Annotated in this window: 14 protein-coding genes; 7 read left to right on the top strand and 7 right to left on the bottom strand. The window is 68.9% G+C overall.

Translation table 11 applies throughout. The features are described 5' to 3' along the window. Positions 1-17: 17 nt before the first annotated feature. The 4 genes from BC102111_RS08770 to BC102111_RS08755 all read right to left on the bottom strand — a co-directional run bounded on the left by BC102111_RS08770 (position 18) and on the right by BC102111_RS08755 (position 2793). Positions 18-1337: an MFS transporter gene (locus BC102111_RS08770; RefSeq protein WP_095376786.1), complete on the bottom strand. Its 1320-nt coding sequence runs from the start codon at positions 1335-1337 to the stop codon at positions 18-20. Beyond that, positions 1337-1684, bottom strand: a complete 348-nt coding sequence (locus BC102111_RS08765; protein ID WP_095376787.1) for a VOC family protein — start codon at positions 1682-1684, stop codon at positions 1337-1339. Before BC102111_RS08765 ends, BC102111_RS08770 begins: the two co-directional genes overlap by 1 nt. Continuing rightward, the gene (locus tag BC102111_RS08760) at positions 1681-1848 is read right to left on the bottom strand and encodes a ribbon-helix-helix domain-containing protein (RefSeq protein ID WP_095376788.1); all 168 of its coding nucleotides are present in this window, start codon (positions 1846-1848) and stop codon (positions 1681-1683) included. Before BC102111_RS08760 ends, BC102111_RS08765 begins: the two co-directional genes overlap by 4 nt. A gap of 267 nt (positions 1849-2115) precedes the next feature. Next, positions 2116-2793, bottom strand: coding sequence for a Crp/Fnr family transcriptional regulator (locus BC102111_RS08755; RefSeq protein ID WP_040342444.1), 678 nt, complete (start codon positions 2791-2793; stop codon positions 2116-2118). A gap of 199 nt (positions 2794-2992) precedes the next feature. Here BC102111_RS08755 and nth point away from each other — a divergent pair, with 199 nt between their 5' ends. Together nth and BC102111_RS08745 are read left to right on the top strand one after the other, a co-directional pair. Then, entirely contained in the window at positions 2993-3733 is a 741-nt protein-coding gene (gene nth, locus BC102111_RS08750; RefSeq protein WP_180960607.1) for an endonuclease III, read from the top strand. Beyond that, a complete protein-coding gene (locus BC102111_RS08745; RefSeq protein ID WP_101624099.1) occupies positions 3730-4551 on the top strand; it encodes an NUDIX hydrolase in 822 nt (273 codons plus the stop codon). Before nth ends, BC102111_RS08745 begins: the two co-directional genes overlap by 4 nt. A gap of 151 nt (positions 4552-4702) precedes the next feature. Here the strand turns inward: BC102111_RS08745 and BC102111_RS08740 are convergent, their stop codons facing one another. Then, on the bottom strand, positions 4703-5110 hold the full coding sequence (locus BC102111_RS08740; RefSeq protein ID WP_009380816.1) for a phage holin family protein: 408 nt from the start codon (positions 5108-5110) through the stop codon (positions 4703-4705). A 93-nt stretch (positions 5111-5203) separates the two neighbouring features. Continuing rightward, positions 5204-7138 carry an acetate--CoA ligase gene (gene acs, locus BC102111_RS08735; RefSeq protein WP_101624098.1) on the bottom strand — a complete coding sequence of 645 codons (1935 nt, stop codon included), beginning with the start codon at positions 7136-7138 and terminating at the stop codon, positions 5204-5206. Positions 7139-7415: 277 nt separating this feature from the next. On the opposite strand from acs, the gene BC102111_RS08730 reads away from it, so the two are divergent. The 5 genes from BC102111_RS08730 to BC102111_RS08710 all read left to right on the top strand — a co-directional run bounded on the left by BC102111_RS08730 (position 7416) and on the right by BC102111_RS08710 (position 13990). After that, the gene (locus BC102111_RS08730) at positions 7416-10301 is read left to right on the top strand and encodes a hypothetical protein (protein ID WP_101624097.1); all 2886 of its coding nucleotides are present in this window, start codon (positions 7416-7418) and stop codon (positions 10299-10301) included. 229 nt (positions 10302-10530) lie between these two features. Then, positions 10531-11538, top strand: coding sequence for a septum site-determining protein Ssd (gene ssd, locus BC102111_RS08725; protein WP_009380819.1), 1008 nt, complete (start codon positions 10531-10533; stop codon positions 11536-11538). Further along, positions 11535-12704: a TadA family conjugal transfer-associated ATPase gene (locus BC102111_RS08720; RefSeq protein WP_009380820.1), complete on the top strand. Its 1170-nt coding sequence runs from the start codon at positions 11535-11537 to the stop codon at positions 12702-12704. The genes ssd and BC102111_RS08720 overlap by 4 nt, the downstream gene beginning before the upstream one ends. Then, positions 12701-13384, top strand: a complete 684-nt coding sequence (locus BC102111_RS08715; RefSeq protein ID WP_009380821.1) for a type II secretion system F family protein — start codon at positions 12701-12703, stop codon at positions 13382-13384. Before BC102111_RS08720 ends, BC102111_RS08715 begins: the two co-directional genes overlap by 4 nt. A gap of 6 nt (positions 13385-13390) precedes the next feature. Then, positions 13391-13990, top strand: a complete 600-nt coding sequence (locus BC102111_RS08710; protein ID WP_101624096.1) for a type II secretion system F family protein — start codon at positions 13391-13393, stop codon at positions 13988-13990. A 37-nt stretch (positions 13991-14027) separates the two neighbouring features. Here the strand turns inward: BC102111_RS08710 and BC102111_RS08705 are convergent, their stop codons facing one another. Then, positions 14028-15401 carry an MFS transporter gene (locus BC102111_RS08705; protein ID WP_095376797.1) on the bottom strand — a complete coding sequence of 458 codons (1374 nt, stop codon included), beginning with the start codon at positions 15399-15401 and terminating at the stop codon, positions 14028-14030. Positions 15402-15416 lie beyond the last annotated feature (15 nt).

Genomic DNA, 15416 nt, shown 5'->3' with positions numbered 1-15416 from the left:
GCTTGGCGGCCGCCGAATCAGGAAGGCCGGGGAAGTCCGTCACCGGGTCGCTGAGCACGAACGGCCGAGACTGCCGCTGCAGCAAGGCAGCAACCGAAGAGCACGTACGCAATGGGAACACCCCCATCGTACGAACTGATCACACCTCCGACGGATTGACCGATCAGGCCCCCGAACGCTTCGGCGGTGATGACGGCCACCGCGAGTTCGCTCGGGCCGAGACTGCTGCCGCGTGGTGTGCTGGCTGTGACGTAGAGCGCGGGATAGGCAAGACCCACACCGGTGCCGACAGCTGCCCACGCCGCCAGAGCCGCCACCATGCCCGGCTCGGTGAGAGCGGTGACGACGAGCGCGAGCATCGCGCACGCGGCCAACGCCAAACCGGTGACCGGGAACGCCCGTCCGGCAGTGGGCCGTGCGAACTGCGAGGAGATGAGACTCGTCAGGCCCCATGCGATCGGAGCAGCGCTGAGGACGATCGCCGCTTGTCCCAGGCTCATCCGGTAGGTATCGGTCAGGAGGATGGTGATCAGGCTGTCCGCACCGAAGTACCCGGCTCCGAAGAGCATCATGGCTGTGAGTGCGGCCTGAGACCCACGGTGCAGGCTCAACGTCCCTGGGGGCATCACAGCGTTGACGCCGATCAGTGCCACGAGAAGGCCAGCAGCGACGAGGAACCACAGATCGCTCCCGAAGATGATTGCTGCCGCTCCAAGGGGGATCAGGAGCGTGCGACCGAGGGGCCGATCTGTGGTGGCGGAACGAGGCTGGTCACCGATCGCCCGAACGAGGAGGATTCTGCCGACGAGGACGGCAGGCACCGGCACCAGCAGAGTCCAGCGCCATCCGATGAGGTGTTCGAGGCCCAACGTGGCGACGGGTCCGACCAGCGCCGGCAGTATCCACATCGAAGCGGACACTGCGACGACCTTGGCTCGCACCGAGTCGTCAAGATGCTCGATGGCCGCACTGATTCCGAAGATCGCCAGCACTCCGCCAGCGATGCCGCTGGTGAACTGTCCGAGCGCAAAGACCCAGGCATCCCCGGCCGTAGCGGCAATAATCAGACCGCCGAGGTATCCGGTGAGTCCGACTCCGAGAGTCCTCCGGGGACCCAAGAGATCGAGAGTCCGGCTCGCCAGAGGCAGAGCGACGAAGAGTCCCAGTGATGTGCTTGCGACCAGGAATGCGAGCTGATCGCGAGCATGGAGGTCGGGGGCGATGGCAGGCAGAAGAGTCGAAGCGACGAAACGCGTGACGGCAGTCGCGAACTCCAGCGCAACGATGCCGGTCCCGAGCAGAAGCGACCGCGGTCCGGAGCGCTCCGCCCGTGACATCAGGTATACAGGTCGCGGTCGTATTGATTGATCTGAACCCAGACGCCGTCCGGGTCGAGAACGCGCACAGATCTGCCGTAGTTCTCGTCGATCACCGGACCTGATTCGTATCCCGCACCGCGCATGCGCTCAGCAACGTCTTCGAGTGGTTCGTCGGTCTCGAAGGCGAGTTCGCAGGCACCGTGCTCCTCATCGCCGGCTGCGTGGATGGCGAGCATCCCGGCATGCGCGGGCATCTCGACCCAGCCTCCTGCGCGGGAAGCCGGACCGGAGTCGAGACCCAACGACCGGTAGAAGCGTGCCGAGGCTTCGACGTCCTTGGTGTAGCGCAACGGCATGATCTTCATGACTCTTCGCCTTCTCCCTCGGATTCCAGCTGTTCGAGATGCTGATCCAGCGCCCTTTCCACGAACACCGACAGAGACACGTTCGCGTCGACCGACGCATGTTTGACTCTCTTGACGAGTTCACCTGGAAGCCAGACGTTGAATTGCTGTTTCCCTGCGACCATAACGCTAGTGTACTAGTGTTCTAGCCTTAATCGGTTGGGCACTCGACAATGCCACGGGAGTGAACGCCTCGGCGGGGAGAAGTGCCCGGCCCGTTAGTGGTCGAAGAACCGAGGAGAATCGGCCATTTTGGCTCATTTCCCTCGGTTTATCGACCACAAACGATTGGGCGAAGGGGGAGACGTCGCCGAAGGCCCCGGCAGACGACGAACGCCCCGACGGTGACTGTCGGGGCGTTCGTCTGCGACCGGTCGAACCGGCCGGCATGATCAGCGGGCGCGGTTGCGCATGCGCTCCATGTCGAGGATGACGACCGAGCGGGCCTCGAGGCGGATGAAGCCGCGGGCGGCGAAGTCGGCCAGCGCCTTGTTCACGGTCTCCCGGGAGGCGCCGACAAGCTGCGCGAGCTCCTCCTGCGTGAGGTCGTGGGCGACGAGGACGCCGTCGGGAGCCGGCTTCGAGAAGCGGGCGGCGAGGTCGAGCAGCGCCTTGGCGACACGACCGGGGACGTCGGAGAACACGAGGTCGCCGACGGTCTCGTTCGTCCGGCGCAGGCGCTGGGCGAGTGCCTTGAGGAGGTTGAGTCCGGCCTGCGGACGGTCCTTGAGCCACGTCGTGAGGTCTTCGTGCTTGAGGCTGAGAAGTTCGGACTGGGAGACCGCGGTGACGGAGGAGGACCGCGGGCCCGGATCGAAGAGGCTGAGTTCGCCGATGATCTCACCCGGTCCGACGACGGAGAGGAGGTTCTCGCGGCCGTCGGAGGACTCGCGGCCGATCTTGAGCTTTCCGGTGGAGACGATGTAGAGCTCGTCTCCCGCGTCGCCTTCGTGGAAGAGCACGGTGCCTCGGCGGAGGCTCCGCGGCTTCATGAACTTCATCAATGCGCTCGTCGATTCGTCATCGAGTCCGGCGAAAAGCGTTGCGCCCCTCACCACTTCAATATCCACAGTGTCCTCCTTGTGATGGTCTCCACACATAAATCTACCTGGTCAAGGGTACCTGGACCACCAAATACGCGCGGGTCGTGGGAATTGAGGGTCCCTTGTGTCGTTTCCTCGGCCCTCGCCGAGGTGGGTCACGGTTGCGTGCGCACGCTGTGAGCCGGACAACTGCGGTATCGGCTCCTGCGGATTAGAATCGACACTTGTGTTGACCGTGGCAGAGAAGAGCGCGCGCAGGTTCGCCAAGGAGACCCCTCTGGGGAAGACGCGCCGCGCGCGGAAGATCAATCGGATCCTCGCCGAGGTCTACCCCAACGCGAAGTGCGAACTCGACTTCGAGACCCCATTCCAACTTCTCATCGCCACCGTGCTCTCGGCGCAGACGACGGACATCCGCGTCAACGCCGTCACCCCGGGACTCTTCGCCGCCTTCCCCGACGCGCACGCACTTGCGGTCGCCAACCTCGGCGAGGTCGAGGAGCTCATCCGCTCGACCGGGTTCTACCGGGCCAAGGCCCGCAACATCGTCAAGCTCGCGAACGACCTCGTCGACGACTACGACGGCGAGGTGCCCCGGACGATGGAGGAGCTCGTCAAGCTCGCCGGTGTCGGGCGGAAGACGGCGAACGTCGTCCTCGGCAACGCCTTCGACACCCCCGGCATCACCGTCGACACGCATATGGGTCGCCTGGCGCGGCGTTTCGGGTGGACGACGGAGACCGACCCGGTCAAGGCCGAGGAGGACATCGCCGCGCTCTTCCCCACGAAAGAGCTCACGCTGCTCTCCCACCGGGTGATCTTCCACGGCCGTCGCATCTGCCACTCCCGCAAGCCGGCGTGCGGGGCCTGCCCGCTGATGGCACTGTGCCCGTCGTTCGGCATCGGCGAACTCGATCCGGCCAAGGCCGAGGCGATGCTCAAGTACGAGATGGCTCCCCTGGCATGAGCGACTTCCTCGACGGCCTCTCGGGTTCCGGAAGGCATGCTGCTGACGGTGGAGTCCCCGTTGCCGACGGGGCGGTCCCGACTGCCGACGCCGAGGCGGTCGCACCGAGGTCGGAGGATCCCGAGCGCGCTGACGATCCGGATCTGCGTGATCAGCTGGCGCGTCTCGCCGAGTCGAAGGGTTCGCCGCTGTGGCTGCGCCGTGCGAAGGCCCGCGGTGACGCCGTCGTCCGCGACGCCGCCGTCCTCATGCTCTTCGGCCGCGGCGGCGCCCCGCGCACGGATGCCGGTCGAGCCGCCCTGCCGCACCTCGAGGAGAAGGGCGTCGCTGACGTCGACATCGTCCTCCTCCAGCGGGCGAGCACTCTGCGCCTCCACCCCGGACAGGTCGCCTTCCCCGGAGGGGGACGCGACCCCGAGGACGACTCGATGGTCGCTGCCGCCCTGCGCGAAGCCGAGGAGGAGGCCGGCATCGTCCCGGCCAGCGTCGATGTCCTCGGTCAGCTCGAACCTCTCTACATCCCGGTAAGCAGGTTCCAGGTCACCCCCGTCGTCGGCTACTGGGCGGTGCCTGGGGTCGTGTCCGTCATGGACGAGGCAGAGTCGTACTCCGTCTACCGGGTCGCGATCGCCGATCTCGTCGCCCCCGCCAACCGCGGCAGCTTCTCGAGGCCTGATCTCGCGATCACCACCCCGGCCTTCGACGTCGGAGTGCTCAAAGTGTGGGGCTTCACCGCCGGCATCCTCGACTTCGCCCTCGACGAACTCGGTTGGGCGCTCGACTGGGATCGCAAAGCCGCAATCGACATCGACTACTGAACCGATCGGCCACTGAGCCGATCGACTCCTGAGCTGAGGAGCCCGCTGAGCTGAGAAATCCGCAGGACGTCCCCGCGGGGACGTTCGGAGACGCGAATGGCGCCGAGTCCCACGTGGGAACTCGGCGCCATGCCTGTCGATGGTGGTCGGGTCAGTACCGCGGACCCGAGGGGTTCTTCAGCGCCCGCTTGACCGCGGCGACGATCGACTTCGCCGAGGCGATCGCTCCGCCCGGAACCGGGTTGCCCTTCTTCAGCAGCGGCACCGCGATGAGCACGAGGATGACGGCGATGACGGCGAGGATGCCGAAGATGATGAGGAAGCTCGCCCACCACGGCCAGTCGAGTCCTTCACGGAACGCGGCGGCTCCGGCGAAGATCACCATGAACGAGCCGAGGAACAGGAAGAACAGGGCCGCGAGCGCCAGGGCCGATCCGATCCCCAGGTTCTTCGCCCCAGCGGTGGCCTCGGCCTTCGCCAGCGCGAGCTCCTCCTCGGCGATCGCCTTGGAATCGTCGCCGATGTCCTTGATCAGTTCGCTGATCGACCTCTCGGCCATGAGTGCTCCTATCGCCAGAAACGTTGTGACAATCTTTCTCAAGAGTAGTCTGAACGTTCCTCCTCACCAAAGACGTGCAGGATCAGTGTCGAGTCACGATTTCGCCACCGATTCCTCGATGAGCTTCATCACCGAGGAATCGGCAAGAGTCGTGGCATCCCCGACCTCGCGATTCTCAGCGACATCCTTGAGCAGACGCCGCATGATCTTGCCCGACCGGGTCTTCGGCAGCTCCGAGACGATGTGCACCTGCTTCGGCTTGGCGATCGGACCGATCTCCTTGCCGACGAACTGGCGCAGCTCCTCGGCGGTCTCCGGGCTGTCCTCGACGCCGCCGACGGTGATGACGAACGCGATGACGGCCTGGCCGGTCGTGTCGTCCGCGGCACCGACGACCGCCGCTTCGGCGACCGAGGGGTGGGCGACGAGCGCGGACTCGATCTCCGCGGTCGAGAGGCGGTGCCCGGAGACGTTCATGACGTCGTCGACGCGGCCGAGGAACCAGATGTCCCCGTCCTCATCACGACGTGCCCCGTCACCGGCGAAGTAGGTGTCCTCGAACCGCGACCAGTACGTCTCCTTGAAGCGCTCGGGGTCCTTCCAGATCCCACGCAGCATCGACGGCCACGGCTGCCGGATGACGAGGAGACCGCCCTCGGGTCCTGCAGGGTTCTCCCCGGTCTCGTCGACGATGTCGACGGAGATGCCGGGGATCGGGCGCTGCGCCGACCCCGGCTTCGTCGCGAGCACACCGGGCAGGGGAGCGATCATGTGGGCACCGGTCTCCGTCTGCCACCACGTGTCGACGATCGGGCACCGCTCTCCGCCGATGACGCGGTGGTACCAGCGCCAGGCTTCGGGGTTGATCGGCTCGCCGACGCTGCCGAGGAGGCGCAGGCTGGACAGGTCGTACTTCGCGGGGATCTCCTCGCCCCACTTCATGAACGTCCGGATCGCCGTGGGCGCGGCGTAGAGCGTCGTCACCTTGTTCTTCTCGACGATCTCCCACCAGCGGCCCTGGTCAGGCGTGTCCGGGGTGCCTTCGTAGATGACCTGCGTCATCCCCGCAGCGAGCGGACCGTAGGCGACGTATGAGTGCCCGGTGACCCAGCCGACGTCCGCGGTGCACCAGAAGACGTCGGTCTCCGGCTTCGCGTCGAAGACGGCCTTCATCGTGTAGAGGACCTGGGTGAGGTACCCGCCCGAGGTGTGGAGGATGCCCTTGGGCTTTCCGGTGGTTCCGGAGGTGTAGAGGATGAAGAGCGGGTTCTCGGCTTCGAAGAACTCGGCCTCGTGTTCGGGGCTGGCCTGGTCGACGGTGTCCTGCCACCACTGATCCCGACCCTCGGTCATCTCGACGTCCTGGCCGGTGCGGCGGACGACGATGACGTGCTCGACCGGGGTGTCGCCGTGGGAGAGAGCCTCATCGACGGCCGGCTTGAGGCTCGTCTCCTTGCCGCGGCGATAGCTGCCGTCGGCGGTGATGACCACGCGCGCCTCGGCGTCGATGATCCGCGAGCGCAGGGCATCGGCGGAGAAGCCGCCGAAGACGACGGAGTGGGCCGCGCCGAGGCGGGCGCACGCGAGCATCGCGATGATCGCTTCGGGGATCATCGGCAGGTAGATCGCGACCCGGTCTCCGGCCCTGACACCGAGTTCGGTGAGGGTGTTCGCCGCCTTCGACACCTCGGCGAGGAGTTCGGCATAGGTCAGTGTCCGGGAGTCCCCGGGTTCGCCTTCGAAGTTGATGGCCACACGGTCGCCGTTGCCGGCGAGCACGTGCCGGTCGAGGCAGTTGTACGCGACGTTGAGCTTTCCGTCGGCGAACCACTTCGCGAACGGCGGGTTCGACCAGTCGAGCACCTCGGTGAAGTCGTCCTTCCAGTCGACGAGTTCACGGGACTGCTCGGCCCAGAAGCGCTCGAAGTCCTCGGCACCGCGCTCATAGGCGTCTTCCCTGACATTGGCGGCGGCTGCGAACTCCTGTGGCGGGGCGAAGGTCTCGGTCGCCTCGGCGCTGTCGGTCATGATTCCCTCCGGCTTCTTTGATGGAACGAAGATTCCCTCCGACTGTATACCCGCGGGGGTGACCCCGGTCAGCCTGACGTCGGTGATGAGCGGGGGTGAGCGGGGGTAGTCATGACGGGTCGCATGTGCTAATGCGGTGCGCTGTGGCGCTTCGGCAAGGGGACTGGCGGCGAAGAATGCGTGCGCACGGGTGCCGAGGTCTGCAAGGATGGCCCTAGGTCTGCCAGGATGGACCCCGCAGACAGGACAGTGTCCCTACGATCGACTGGAGCCAGCGATGAGTTCGCCGCACCATCCCACAGGACCAGGAGCGCCGCAGTGGCGCGACCAGCCGGGCCCCCATCCCGGACCGAACGGCCAGCCGTCGGCCGGAAGCCAGTACGGACAGGGCCCGGGCAATCCGGGTCCCGGCGGCCAGTACGGACAGGGTCCGGGCCCGTACGGTCCGGACGCCCAGGGCGGGCAGCCGACTCCCTACGGATCCGGTCCGGGACCGTATGGCTCGGGACCTGCGCAGCACGGGTCGGGTCCGGGACCCTACGGTTCGGGGCCGGGACAGTACGGTCAGGCACCGGGACAGTACGGGTCGGGACCGGGCCAGTATGGGTCGGGCCCAGGACCCTACGGCTCCGGTCCGGGACAGTTCGGCCCGGGACCTGCCCCGCAGCGTCCTCGCCGCACGGGACCCGGCCTGCTCGGCCCGCTCACCCTGCGCGACCTCTTCCTCCTCTTCGCGGGACTGCTCGCACTCATCGTGCTCTTCGTGCCCTACAAGAACTACGACATCATCACGATGTCGCTGTGGTCGTGGAACATCGATGCGATGGGCACCTTCGTCTTCGTCGTGCTCGCCATCCTCCTCATCGTCGGGGCCGTGCTCATGAACAAGTTGGGCAACGGTCGGATGCGTGTGGGGTCACTCGGTCTCGACCAGTTCATCTCCGTCCTCTCGTCTGTCGCGTTCGCCTTTGCGTTCGTCCAGCTCATCACCTCGGCGCCGTACTGGAGCGTCGGCGCCTATCTCGCGTTCTTCGCCGCGCTCATCGCGTTCTTCGCCGGTGTCTTCACGATGCTGCCGTTCTTCGCCGCTGAGTTCGCCGGACGCGAGGACGTCCCCGCCCACGCCAAGGCGCGTCCGGTGACCAAAGCCGCTCAGCATCCCGCGCCGCAGGCCCACGTGCCCGGCGGGTTCGACGGCGGTTACGGCAGCGGCCCCCACCCCGGTGCGCAGGGACCCCAGGGTCAGGGTGGCCCCGGCGGGGTCGGCCCGGGCCAGTACGGGCAGGCAGTGCCCGGTCAGGACGGCCCGAGCCAGTACGGCGCCCCGCAGGGCGGCTACGGCCAGCCCGGCTACGATTCGGCACAGCCGACCTGGGGATCCGATCAGTCCGCATATGACGCAGGACAGCAGGGTCGACCAGGCGATCAGGCCGCGTCCGGCCGGCACGCCTACTCCGATGATGCGGGCAGCCCGTTCACCGGTGGGACCCCGCGCCCGCAGGCGTCCTTCGCCCCGCCGGCCGAGGACCGCTCCTCCGGCACCGATGATGCCTCGGGACAGCCGGTGCAGAGCACCGGATCCGGGCAGACGTACCTCGGCGACCAGCATCCGCGGGATCCGCGGCATTCGCAGAGCGAGCCGACGCAGACCTTCGGGCTCGGCACCGAACCCGAGGAATCCGCGTGGACGTCGACCGCGTCGGCCGCCTCGACCGCCTCGACCGCGTCGGCTGCCGAGCCGACTCCGGCGGAATCGCAGGCCGACGCCGACGACGCGTCTGTGGGACGTCGCGACGGGACCGCTGGTGACGACAGTGCCGACGCCGCGGCCCCGCAGACCAACGCCGATGACACCGTGGCGATCAGCCGGACCGTCGTCGAGAGCGGCCCGACCTCGACCGAGGAGGAGACCATCATCTCGGTCTCCGAACGCCGCCGCGGACGCCATTCCGCCGAGTCCACCGTGGAGGCCGAGTCCTCGGCCAACGCTGCGTCACCGGATTCCGACGCACGGTCGGGATCGAGCACGGTCTCGCAGCCCGGCACAGTGACCTCGTCGACCGTGACCTCGGCCGACGAGCCGGGACCCGGCCCGCTCGGGGTCTTCGACGGCGGCACGAAGGCGGCCGCGTCCCAGGGGACGGAGTCCCGGTCGGCGAATGCCTCACCCGCTTCGAGGGAGGGTGCGGCCGAGGATGCGACATCCGCCGAGACGACGTCCGCGAGCACGTCGTCCGCCAACGCGACATCGGCAGACGCGACGTCCGTGGACTCAGCGACGACGACCTCCGCATCCGCTGAGTCCGAGGAGAGCAACATCCGCTCGACCGAGGCGACCGTGGTCAACGCCGAGGGTGTCGTCGAGACCGATCCCGGTGCGGACCCCACCGGCAAGGAAGGTGCCGAATCGAGGGCGGATGACTCCCGCGCCTCGACGGAGCGCCGAGGCGTCGTCGCCGCATCGAGCGGAGTCACCGTCGCGTCGGGAGACGACGTGACGACCACCGAGGCTGAGTCCTCGACCGAGCGGACAGCGATGACGGGCGACCGCGCTTCGAGCTCGCCTGACGGCGACTCGGCCGACCGCGCTATGGGCTCGGGCGACGGAGGCTCGGCCGACCGCTGGTCAGTCGGCGACCGCCGTCCTCAGGACCAGGGTTCGACCGAGACCGTCGGCGACGAGCCTGTCAGCCGCGAGACCGCCGGCGAGGAGACCGTCCAGGTCGACGCCGTGACCACCGAGGACAGCCGGTCCTCGGCGGAGCCGACGACCGAGCGGACCACACCACCGGACTCCGACGAACCGACGCAGTACGTGCCGATGACGAACTATCGGGACTCCTCCCAGGAGCGGACCGCGTCGACGGATCGGGATACTTCGGATGGGGAGTCGTCGGACCGCAGCGCATCGGGCTCGGGTGCGGACCGGCCGGCGTCGAGCACCGCGGAGACCACTGAGGAGAAGACGGTCATCCAGGCGTTCTGGTTCGCCGTTCCCGAGCCGCGCGAGGCCGTCGACGCGACGACCGGGATGCCGGTGTTCACGATCTACCCGGGTGACTGGTTCCTCGCGCTCGAGGATCACGGGTCGTCGTTCACGGTCCGCGATTCCGACGGCAAGGAGGGCGTGCTGCGCAACCTCGAAGGCATCCAGCGCGGCTGACTCGTGCGCTGAGTCTGTGGACGGTGCGGACGGTCTGCGCCGCACCTGACCCGGCATCAGGCACGTACCCGACGCCGCACGCCCGGCCTGACCGGGTGCGATGCGCAGGCGAAACGCTGAGGGGCGGCTCCTGTGACTTGTGCCCACAGGGGCCGCCTTTCGTCGTCTCCGTCCACAGCTGCGGACCGGGCCCTGGTCGCGGCCGCCGTCCCGGGGTCATCCTGGGCCCATGCAGATCGCACTCATCACCGACCTCGGCGCGATCACGGAGGAATGCGCCCGTGTCGCCGAGAGCATCGGTGTCGACCTCAAGGTCCTCCCACCCGATTCGGGCGGGTGGCAGAAGGCGGCGCTCATCCTCCTCGGCGAGGACGTCACCGACATTCCCGCCACCGACGGTGCGGACCGCATCCTCGTCGTCCTCGACGGCGACGAGACCGCCTCGGCGTGGCGGCGGGCGGCACACCTCGGCGTCGAACAGCTCGCGATGCTGCCCTCTGCCGCGGAATGGCTGAGCCAGCGCATCATCGCCGCGGTCGAACCCCCGGTGACACCAGGGGTCACGGTCGGCGTCGTCGCCGGCTGCGGCGGGGCCGGCGCCTCGGTGCTCGCATGCGCCCTGGCGAGGCGGGCGGGGGCCGAGGTCCCCACGGTGCTCGTCGACGCCGACCCGCTCGGGGGAGGGCTCGACCTCGTCCTCGGAGCCGAACAGGTGCCGGGACCGCGGTGGTCGGACCTCAGCGCCTCCCGCGGACAGGTGCGGCCCTCGGTGCTCCGCCAGGCCCTGCCCGTCCATGACGGTCTGGCGATCCTCTCATGGGGACGCGACGACACCCTCGACCTCGACCCGGAGATCTTCGACGACGTCCTCTCCGCCGCCTCCCAGGCCTTCGACCTCGTCATCGTCGATCTGCCCCGCCACGCCCCACCCCAGTGGACCAGGCGCTGCCACCACGTCCTTCTCGTCGCTCCCGCGCGCGTGCGCTCAGCCGTCGCCGCCTCCCAGGTCGCCAAACGCCTCTCGCACTCCCATCCCGACGTCCGCCTCGTCGTCCGGGAGACCGGCAGCGGCGGGCTCGACGCTGGACTGCTGGCCGAGTCGATCGGACTCGGGCTCGCCGGCAGCATCCGCGACGACCGCGGGCTGTCGGCCGCCGTCGACCGCGGTGAGGGCATCCCGGGAGGGGCGAGGCTCGGCCGCCTCGTCGACCGTCTGCTCGGGGAGTGGGTGGGATGAGCGAATGGCTCGACGCCTCCCTCGTCGCCGAGGTGCGCAAGACCCTGCTCGACAATCCCGGGCCGGTGACCACGGCCGCCGTCGCCGAGGCGGTCCAGCGCACCGGCCGTGTGCTCGGTTCCGCGGCCCTCCTCGACCTCGTCACCCGGCTCTCGGCCCAACTCTCGGGAGCCGGCCCCCTCCAAGCCGTGCTCGACGTCCCCGGCACGACCGACGTCTTCGTCAACGGTCCCCGAGAGGTCTTCGCCGACACCGGCGCGGGACCCGTCCGGCTCGAGCTCTCCCTCGGCTCCGAGGAGGACGTGCGCTCGCTCGCCGTGCGTCTGGCCGCCCTCGGCGGTCGCCGCCTCGACGATTCGAGTCCCTTCGTCGATGTCCGCCTCCCCGACGGGGTGCGGATGAACGCGATCGTCCCTCCCATCGCGGGGGAGCACACGTCGATCTCGTTCCGCGTGCCCAGGCGTTCAGGCTTCACCGTCGACGATCTCCGGGCCGACGGCTTCATCCCCGCCGAGGTCGCAGCGCTCCTCACCGAGGCTGTGGGCTCGCGGGCGAACATCCTCATCTCCGGGGGCACCGGCACCGGCAAGACCGTCCTCCTCGGCGCCCTCCTCGGTCTCGTCGATCCGCTCCACCGCATCGTCGTCGTCGAGGACTCCCGCGAGCTCATCGTCGGCCACCCCCACGTCATCCAACTCGCCGCCCGGCAGGCCAACGTCGAAGGCGGCGGCGAGGTCACGCTCACCGACCTCGTCCGCAACGCCCTGCGGATGCGCCCCGACCGCCTCGTCGTCGGGGAATGCCGGGGACCCGAGATCCGGGACATGCTCACCGCGCTCAACACCGGGCATGAGGGCGGGTGCGCGACGATCCATGCGAACACCGCCGAAGCGGTGCCGAGTCGCCTCGCCGCCCTCGGGGCGCTCGCCGGGATGAGTCCGCAGGCCGTGCACTCCCAGTTCGCCACCGCCATCGACCTCGTCATCCACCTCCGGCGGGTCGGGGTCGACCGCGGGCTCACGGAGCTTGCCATCCCGACCCATGACACCGGTGAGTCCCTGACGATGGAACCCGTGTGGGGGAGAGCCTCCCCGCGAGCGCCGGGGGAGTTCAACCGGCGGGCGCTCGCCCGCTTCGAGGCCGTGCTCGAGCAGAGGTCGTCATGATCGTCCTCCTCGCCGTTCTCGTCGCCGCAGGCATCGTGCTCGCCGCTCCCTCCGACCCCGGTGTGCGCCTGCGCGAGCTCCTCGCCTCCCGCCGAGGCGGGTCCGAGGGCCCGGGGTCCCCTCGCCGAGGCGGTCGCGCAGGAGACGAGGACGCGGAGCGACTGTGGGCGATCGGCGCGGTCGAGAACTGCGCGCATCTGCTCAGGGTCGGCATGACACCGCAGGCGGTGATGGCAACCCTGAGCAGGCAGGATGATCGGCTGCGTCCGATCTCGCGGGCGATCGCCCTGGGCGAGGAGCCGGGACGGGCGATCGCGACCCGCGGGCAGGCGCTGCCGACCTCCGCCGCCGAGGTGTTCGCCGGCATGGCAGCGGTGTGGACGGTCTCGGAGCGTTCGGGGGCACCTGCCGCCGACATGATCCTCCGCTATGCGACGGCCAGGCGCGACGCCCTCGACGCCGACCGGGAGCGACGGATCGCGATGGCCGGGCCGCGAGCCACCGTGCGGGTGCTCAGCTGGCTGCCGCTCATCGGGGTGGGTCTCGGAATGCTCATCGGCGTCCGCCCCCTCGACCTCCTCACCGGTCTGCCCGGACAGCTGAGCATCGGGGGCGGGCTCGTCCTCTACGTGCTCGGCCGCGTCTGGATGATGCGGATGATGCGGCGGGCGGAGCGCTGATCCCCCATGGTCGCGGTCCTCGTCGGTCTCCTCGTCGGTCTCGGCGTCCTCCTGTGGTCGGGCAGGTCGGCAGGTCGGCTGCGCACCCTGCTCGGGGGAGGGGCCGGTCTTCGGGGCGACGACATCGGCGGGCGCCCCAAGGGGGCGGTCACGGCGGGGACAGCCGCCTCGGCGAGGGGAGGGGTGAGCGATGAGGAACTCGCGTTCGATCTCGACCTCGTGGCGATCTGTCTGACGGCGGGCCTGCCGATCCCCGTCGCCCTCACCCTCACCGCCGAGGCGACAGCGGACCGCTCGGGCCTGCTGCGGATCGCACGGGGCAAGACGATCGGCGGGGAGGACCTCGCCGACGATGACCGGCTGCGTCCCGTCCTCGAGGTGTTCGCCTTCTCCGAGCACACGGGTGTCGGTCCCGCACCGCTCATCGAGTCCGTCGCGGGGGAGCTGCGGGCGGCCTCCCGGCGGCGCCGGCAGGAGGCGGCCGCAGCTCTCGGGGTCCGTCTCGTCGTCCCTCTCGGGGTGTGCATCCTCCCGGCGTTCCTCCTCCTCTCGGTCGTCCCCGTCGTCATCTCCCTGCTCACCGATCTCACGACGGTGTTCTTCTGAGGTGACGACGGGGACGCCGAGAGCCGACGCGGGAGACTCAGCGCTTGGCCACGAGGGCGTCCGCTCCGGTCTGCACCGGGTTCACGGGCTTGGGGGCCAGGAGGATCGCGGCGGCGGCGATGAGCATGCACACGGTCCAGACGATCCCCATGGGCAGGTACTCTCCGGCGAAGACGACGGCCAGCGACGCCGCGACCGTCGGGGCGAGACCGCCGAGGATCGACCCGATGTTGTAGGTGAGCGCGGTGCCGGTGAAGCGGACGGCCGGCGGCAGGTGCGCGGCGACGAAGGCGGCGAACGGACCGTAGAGGGCGCCCTGGACGATGACGTTGCCGAGGAGGATCGCCAGCACGAAGCCCCAGACGGTGCCGTTGCTCAGCAGCGTGAGCACCGGGATCGCGAACACCGCTCCGGCGAGTGCGCCGCCGAGGAGGACCTTCGCCTTGCCGACGCGGTCGCTGAGGCGGGCGAAGAAGATCGTCGTGAACATCAGTGCCAGGGCCCCGCCGGCCTTGACGTAGAGGGAGTCGGACTGGTCGACGCCGTTCTGGTTGGCCAGGGCGAGACCGTAGACGGTGACGAGCTGCTGGGTGATGTACATCGCGCCGCACACGGCGATGCCGATGAGGATGATGCGCGTGTGCGAGCGGAAGACCTCGAGCAGCGGCAGCTTCCGGGCCTTCCGCTTCGCCTCGAGCTGTTCGATGAGCGGGGACTCGGTGACCCGGAGGCGGATGATGAAGGCCGCGATGACGAGGACGCCGCTGATGAGGAACGGCACCCGCCAGCCCCAGTCGAGGAAGTGGTCGCCGGAGATCTGGGCCATCGCCGCGACCGCGAGGGTGGCGAGCACGGCTCCGGCAGGACCCCCGGCCACCGCGACGGCGCCGGCGAAGGCGCGGCTCCTGGCGGGAGCGTGCTCGACGGCCATGAGCGCGGCTCCCGTGATCTCACCGCCGACGGCGAAGCCTTGGACGAGGCGGAGGGCGACGAGGAGGATCGCCCCCGTGTAGTTGCCATCCTGGGTCGTCGGCAGCAGTCCGATGCCGACGGTGGCGACGCCGATGAGGATGAGGCTGACGACGAGGATCGGCTTGCGTCCGATCTTGTCACCGAAGTGCCCGAGGACGATGCCGCCGATGGGTCGGACGAAGTAGCCGACGGCGAGGGTGGAGAACGAGGCGAGGAGAGCACCCTGCGGGCCCAGGGAAGAGAAGAAGAGGGGTCCGAAGACGAGGCTGGCCGCCGTCGCGTAGAGCATGAAGTCGTAGTACTCGAGCATCGTGCCGAGGAACCCGGAGGCGAGTACGGTGCGCACTTCCCTGGGATCCGGAGTGGAGCCTGCCTCGGTGCCGGAGCCGGGACCGGTTCCGGGGTCGGGACGGGATGTGGGATCGACGGGCTGGGTCACAATTCCTCCTTGAAT

This window comes from Brevibacterium casei CIP 102111 (genome assembly GCF_900169275.1).
GTDB lineage: Bacteria > Actinomycetota > Actinomycetes > Actinomycetales > Brevibacteriaceae > Brevibacterium > Brevibacterium casei.
This window is presented reverse-complemented; position numbering and strand designations above follow the sequence as displayed.

Excerpts from the sequence above, each read along its gene's own strand:
- ssd (WP_009380819.1), top strand. The coding sequence starts at position 10,531 with ATGCAGATCGCACTCATCACCGACCTCGGCGCGATCACGGAGGAATGC.
- BC102111_RS08770 (WP_095376786.1), bottom strand. The coding sequence starts at position 1,337 with ATGTCACGGGCGGAGCGCTCCGGACCGCGGTCGCTTCTGCTCGGGACC.
- BC102111_RS08720 (WP_009380820.1), top strand. The coding sequence starts at position 11,535 with ATGAGCGAATGGCTCGACGCCTCCCTCGTCGCCGAGGTGCGCAAGACC.
- BC102111_RS08745 (WP_101624099.1), top strand. The coding sequence starts at position 3,730 with ATGAGCGACTTCCTCGACGGCCTCTCGGGTTCCGGAAGGCATGCTGCT.
- acs (WP_101624098.1), bottom strand. The coding sequence starts at position 7,138 with ATGACCGACAGCGCCGAGGCGACCGAGACCTTCGCCCCGCCACAGGAG.
- BC102111_RS08715 (WP_009380821.1), top strand. The coding sequence starts at position 12,701 with ATGATCGTCCTCCTCGCCGTTCTCGTCGCCGCAGGCATCGTGCTCGCC.
- BC102111_RS08740 (WP_009380816.1), bottom strand. The coding sequence starts at position 5,110 with ATGGCCGAGAGGTCGATCAGCGAACTGATCAAGGACATCGGCGACGAT.
- BC102111_RS08760 (WP_095376788.1), bottom strand. The coding sequence starts at position 1,848 with ATGGTCGCAGGGAAACAGCAATTCAACGTCTGGCTTCCAGGTGAACTC.
- BC102111_RS08710 (WP_101624096.1), top strand. The coding sequence starts at position 13,391 with ATGGTCGCGGTCCTCGTCGGTCTCCTCGTCGGTCTCGGCGTCCTCCTG.
- BC102111_RS08765 (WP_095376787.1), bottom strand. The coding sequence starts at position 1,684 with ATGAAGATCATGCCGTTGCGCTACACCAAGGACGTCGAAGCCTCGGCA.
- BC102111_RS08730 (WP_101624097.1), top strand. The coding sequence starts at position 7,416 with ATGAGTTCGCCGCACCATCCCACAGGACCAGGAGCGCCGCAGTGGCGC.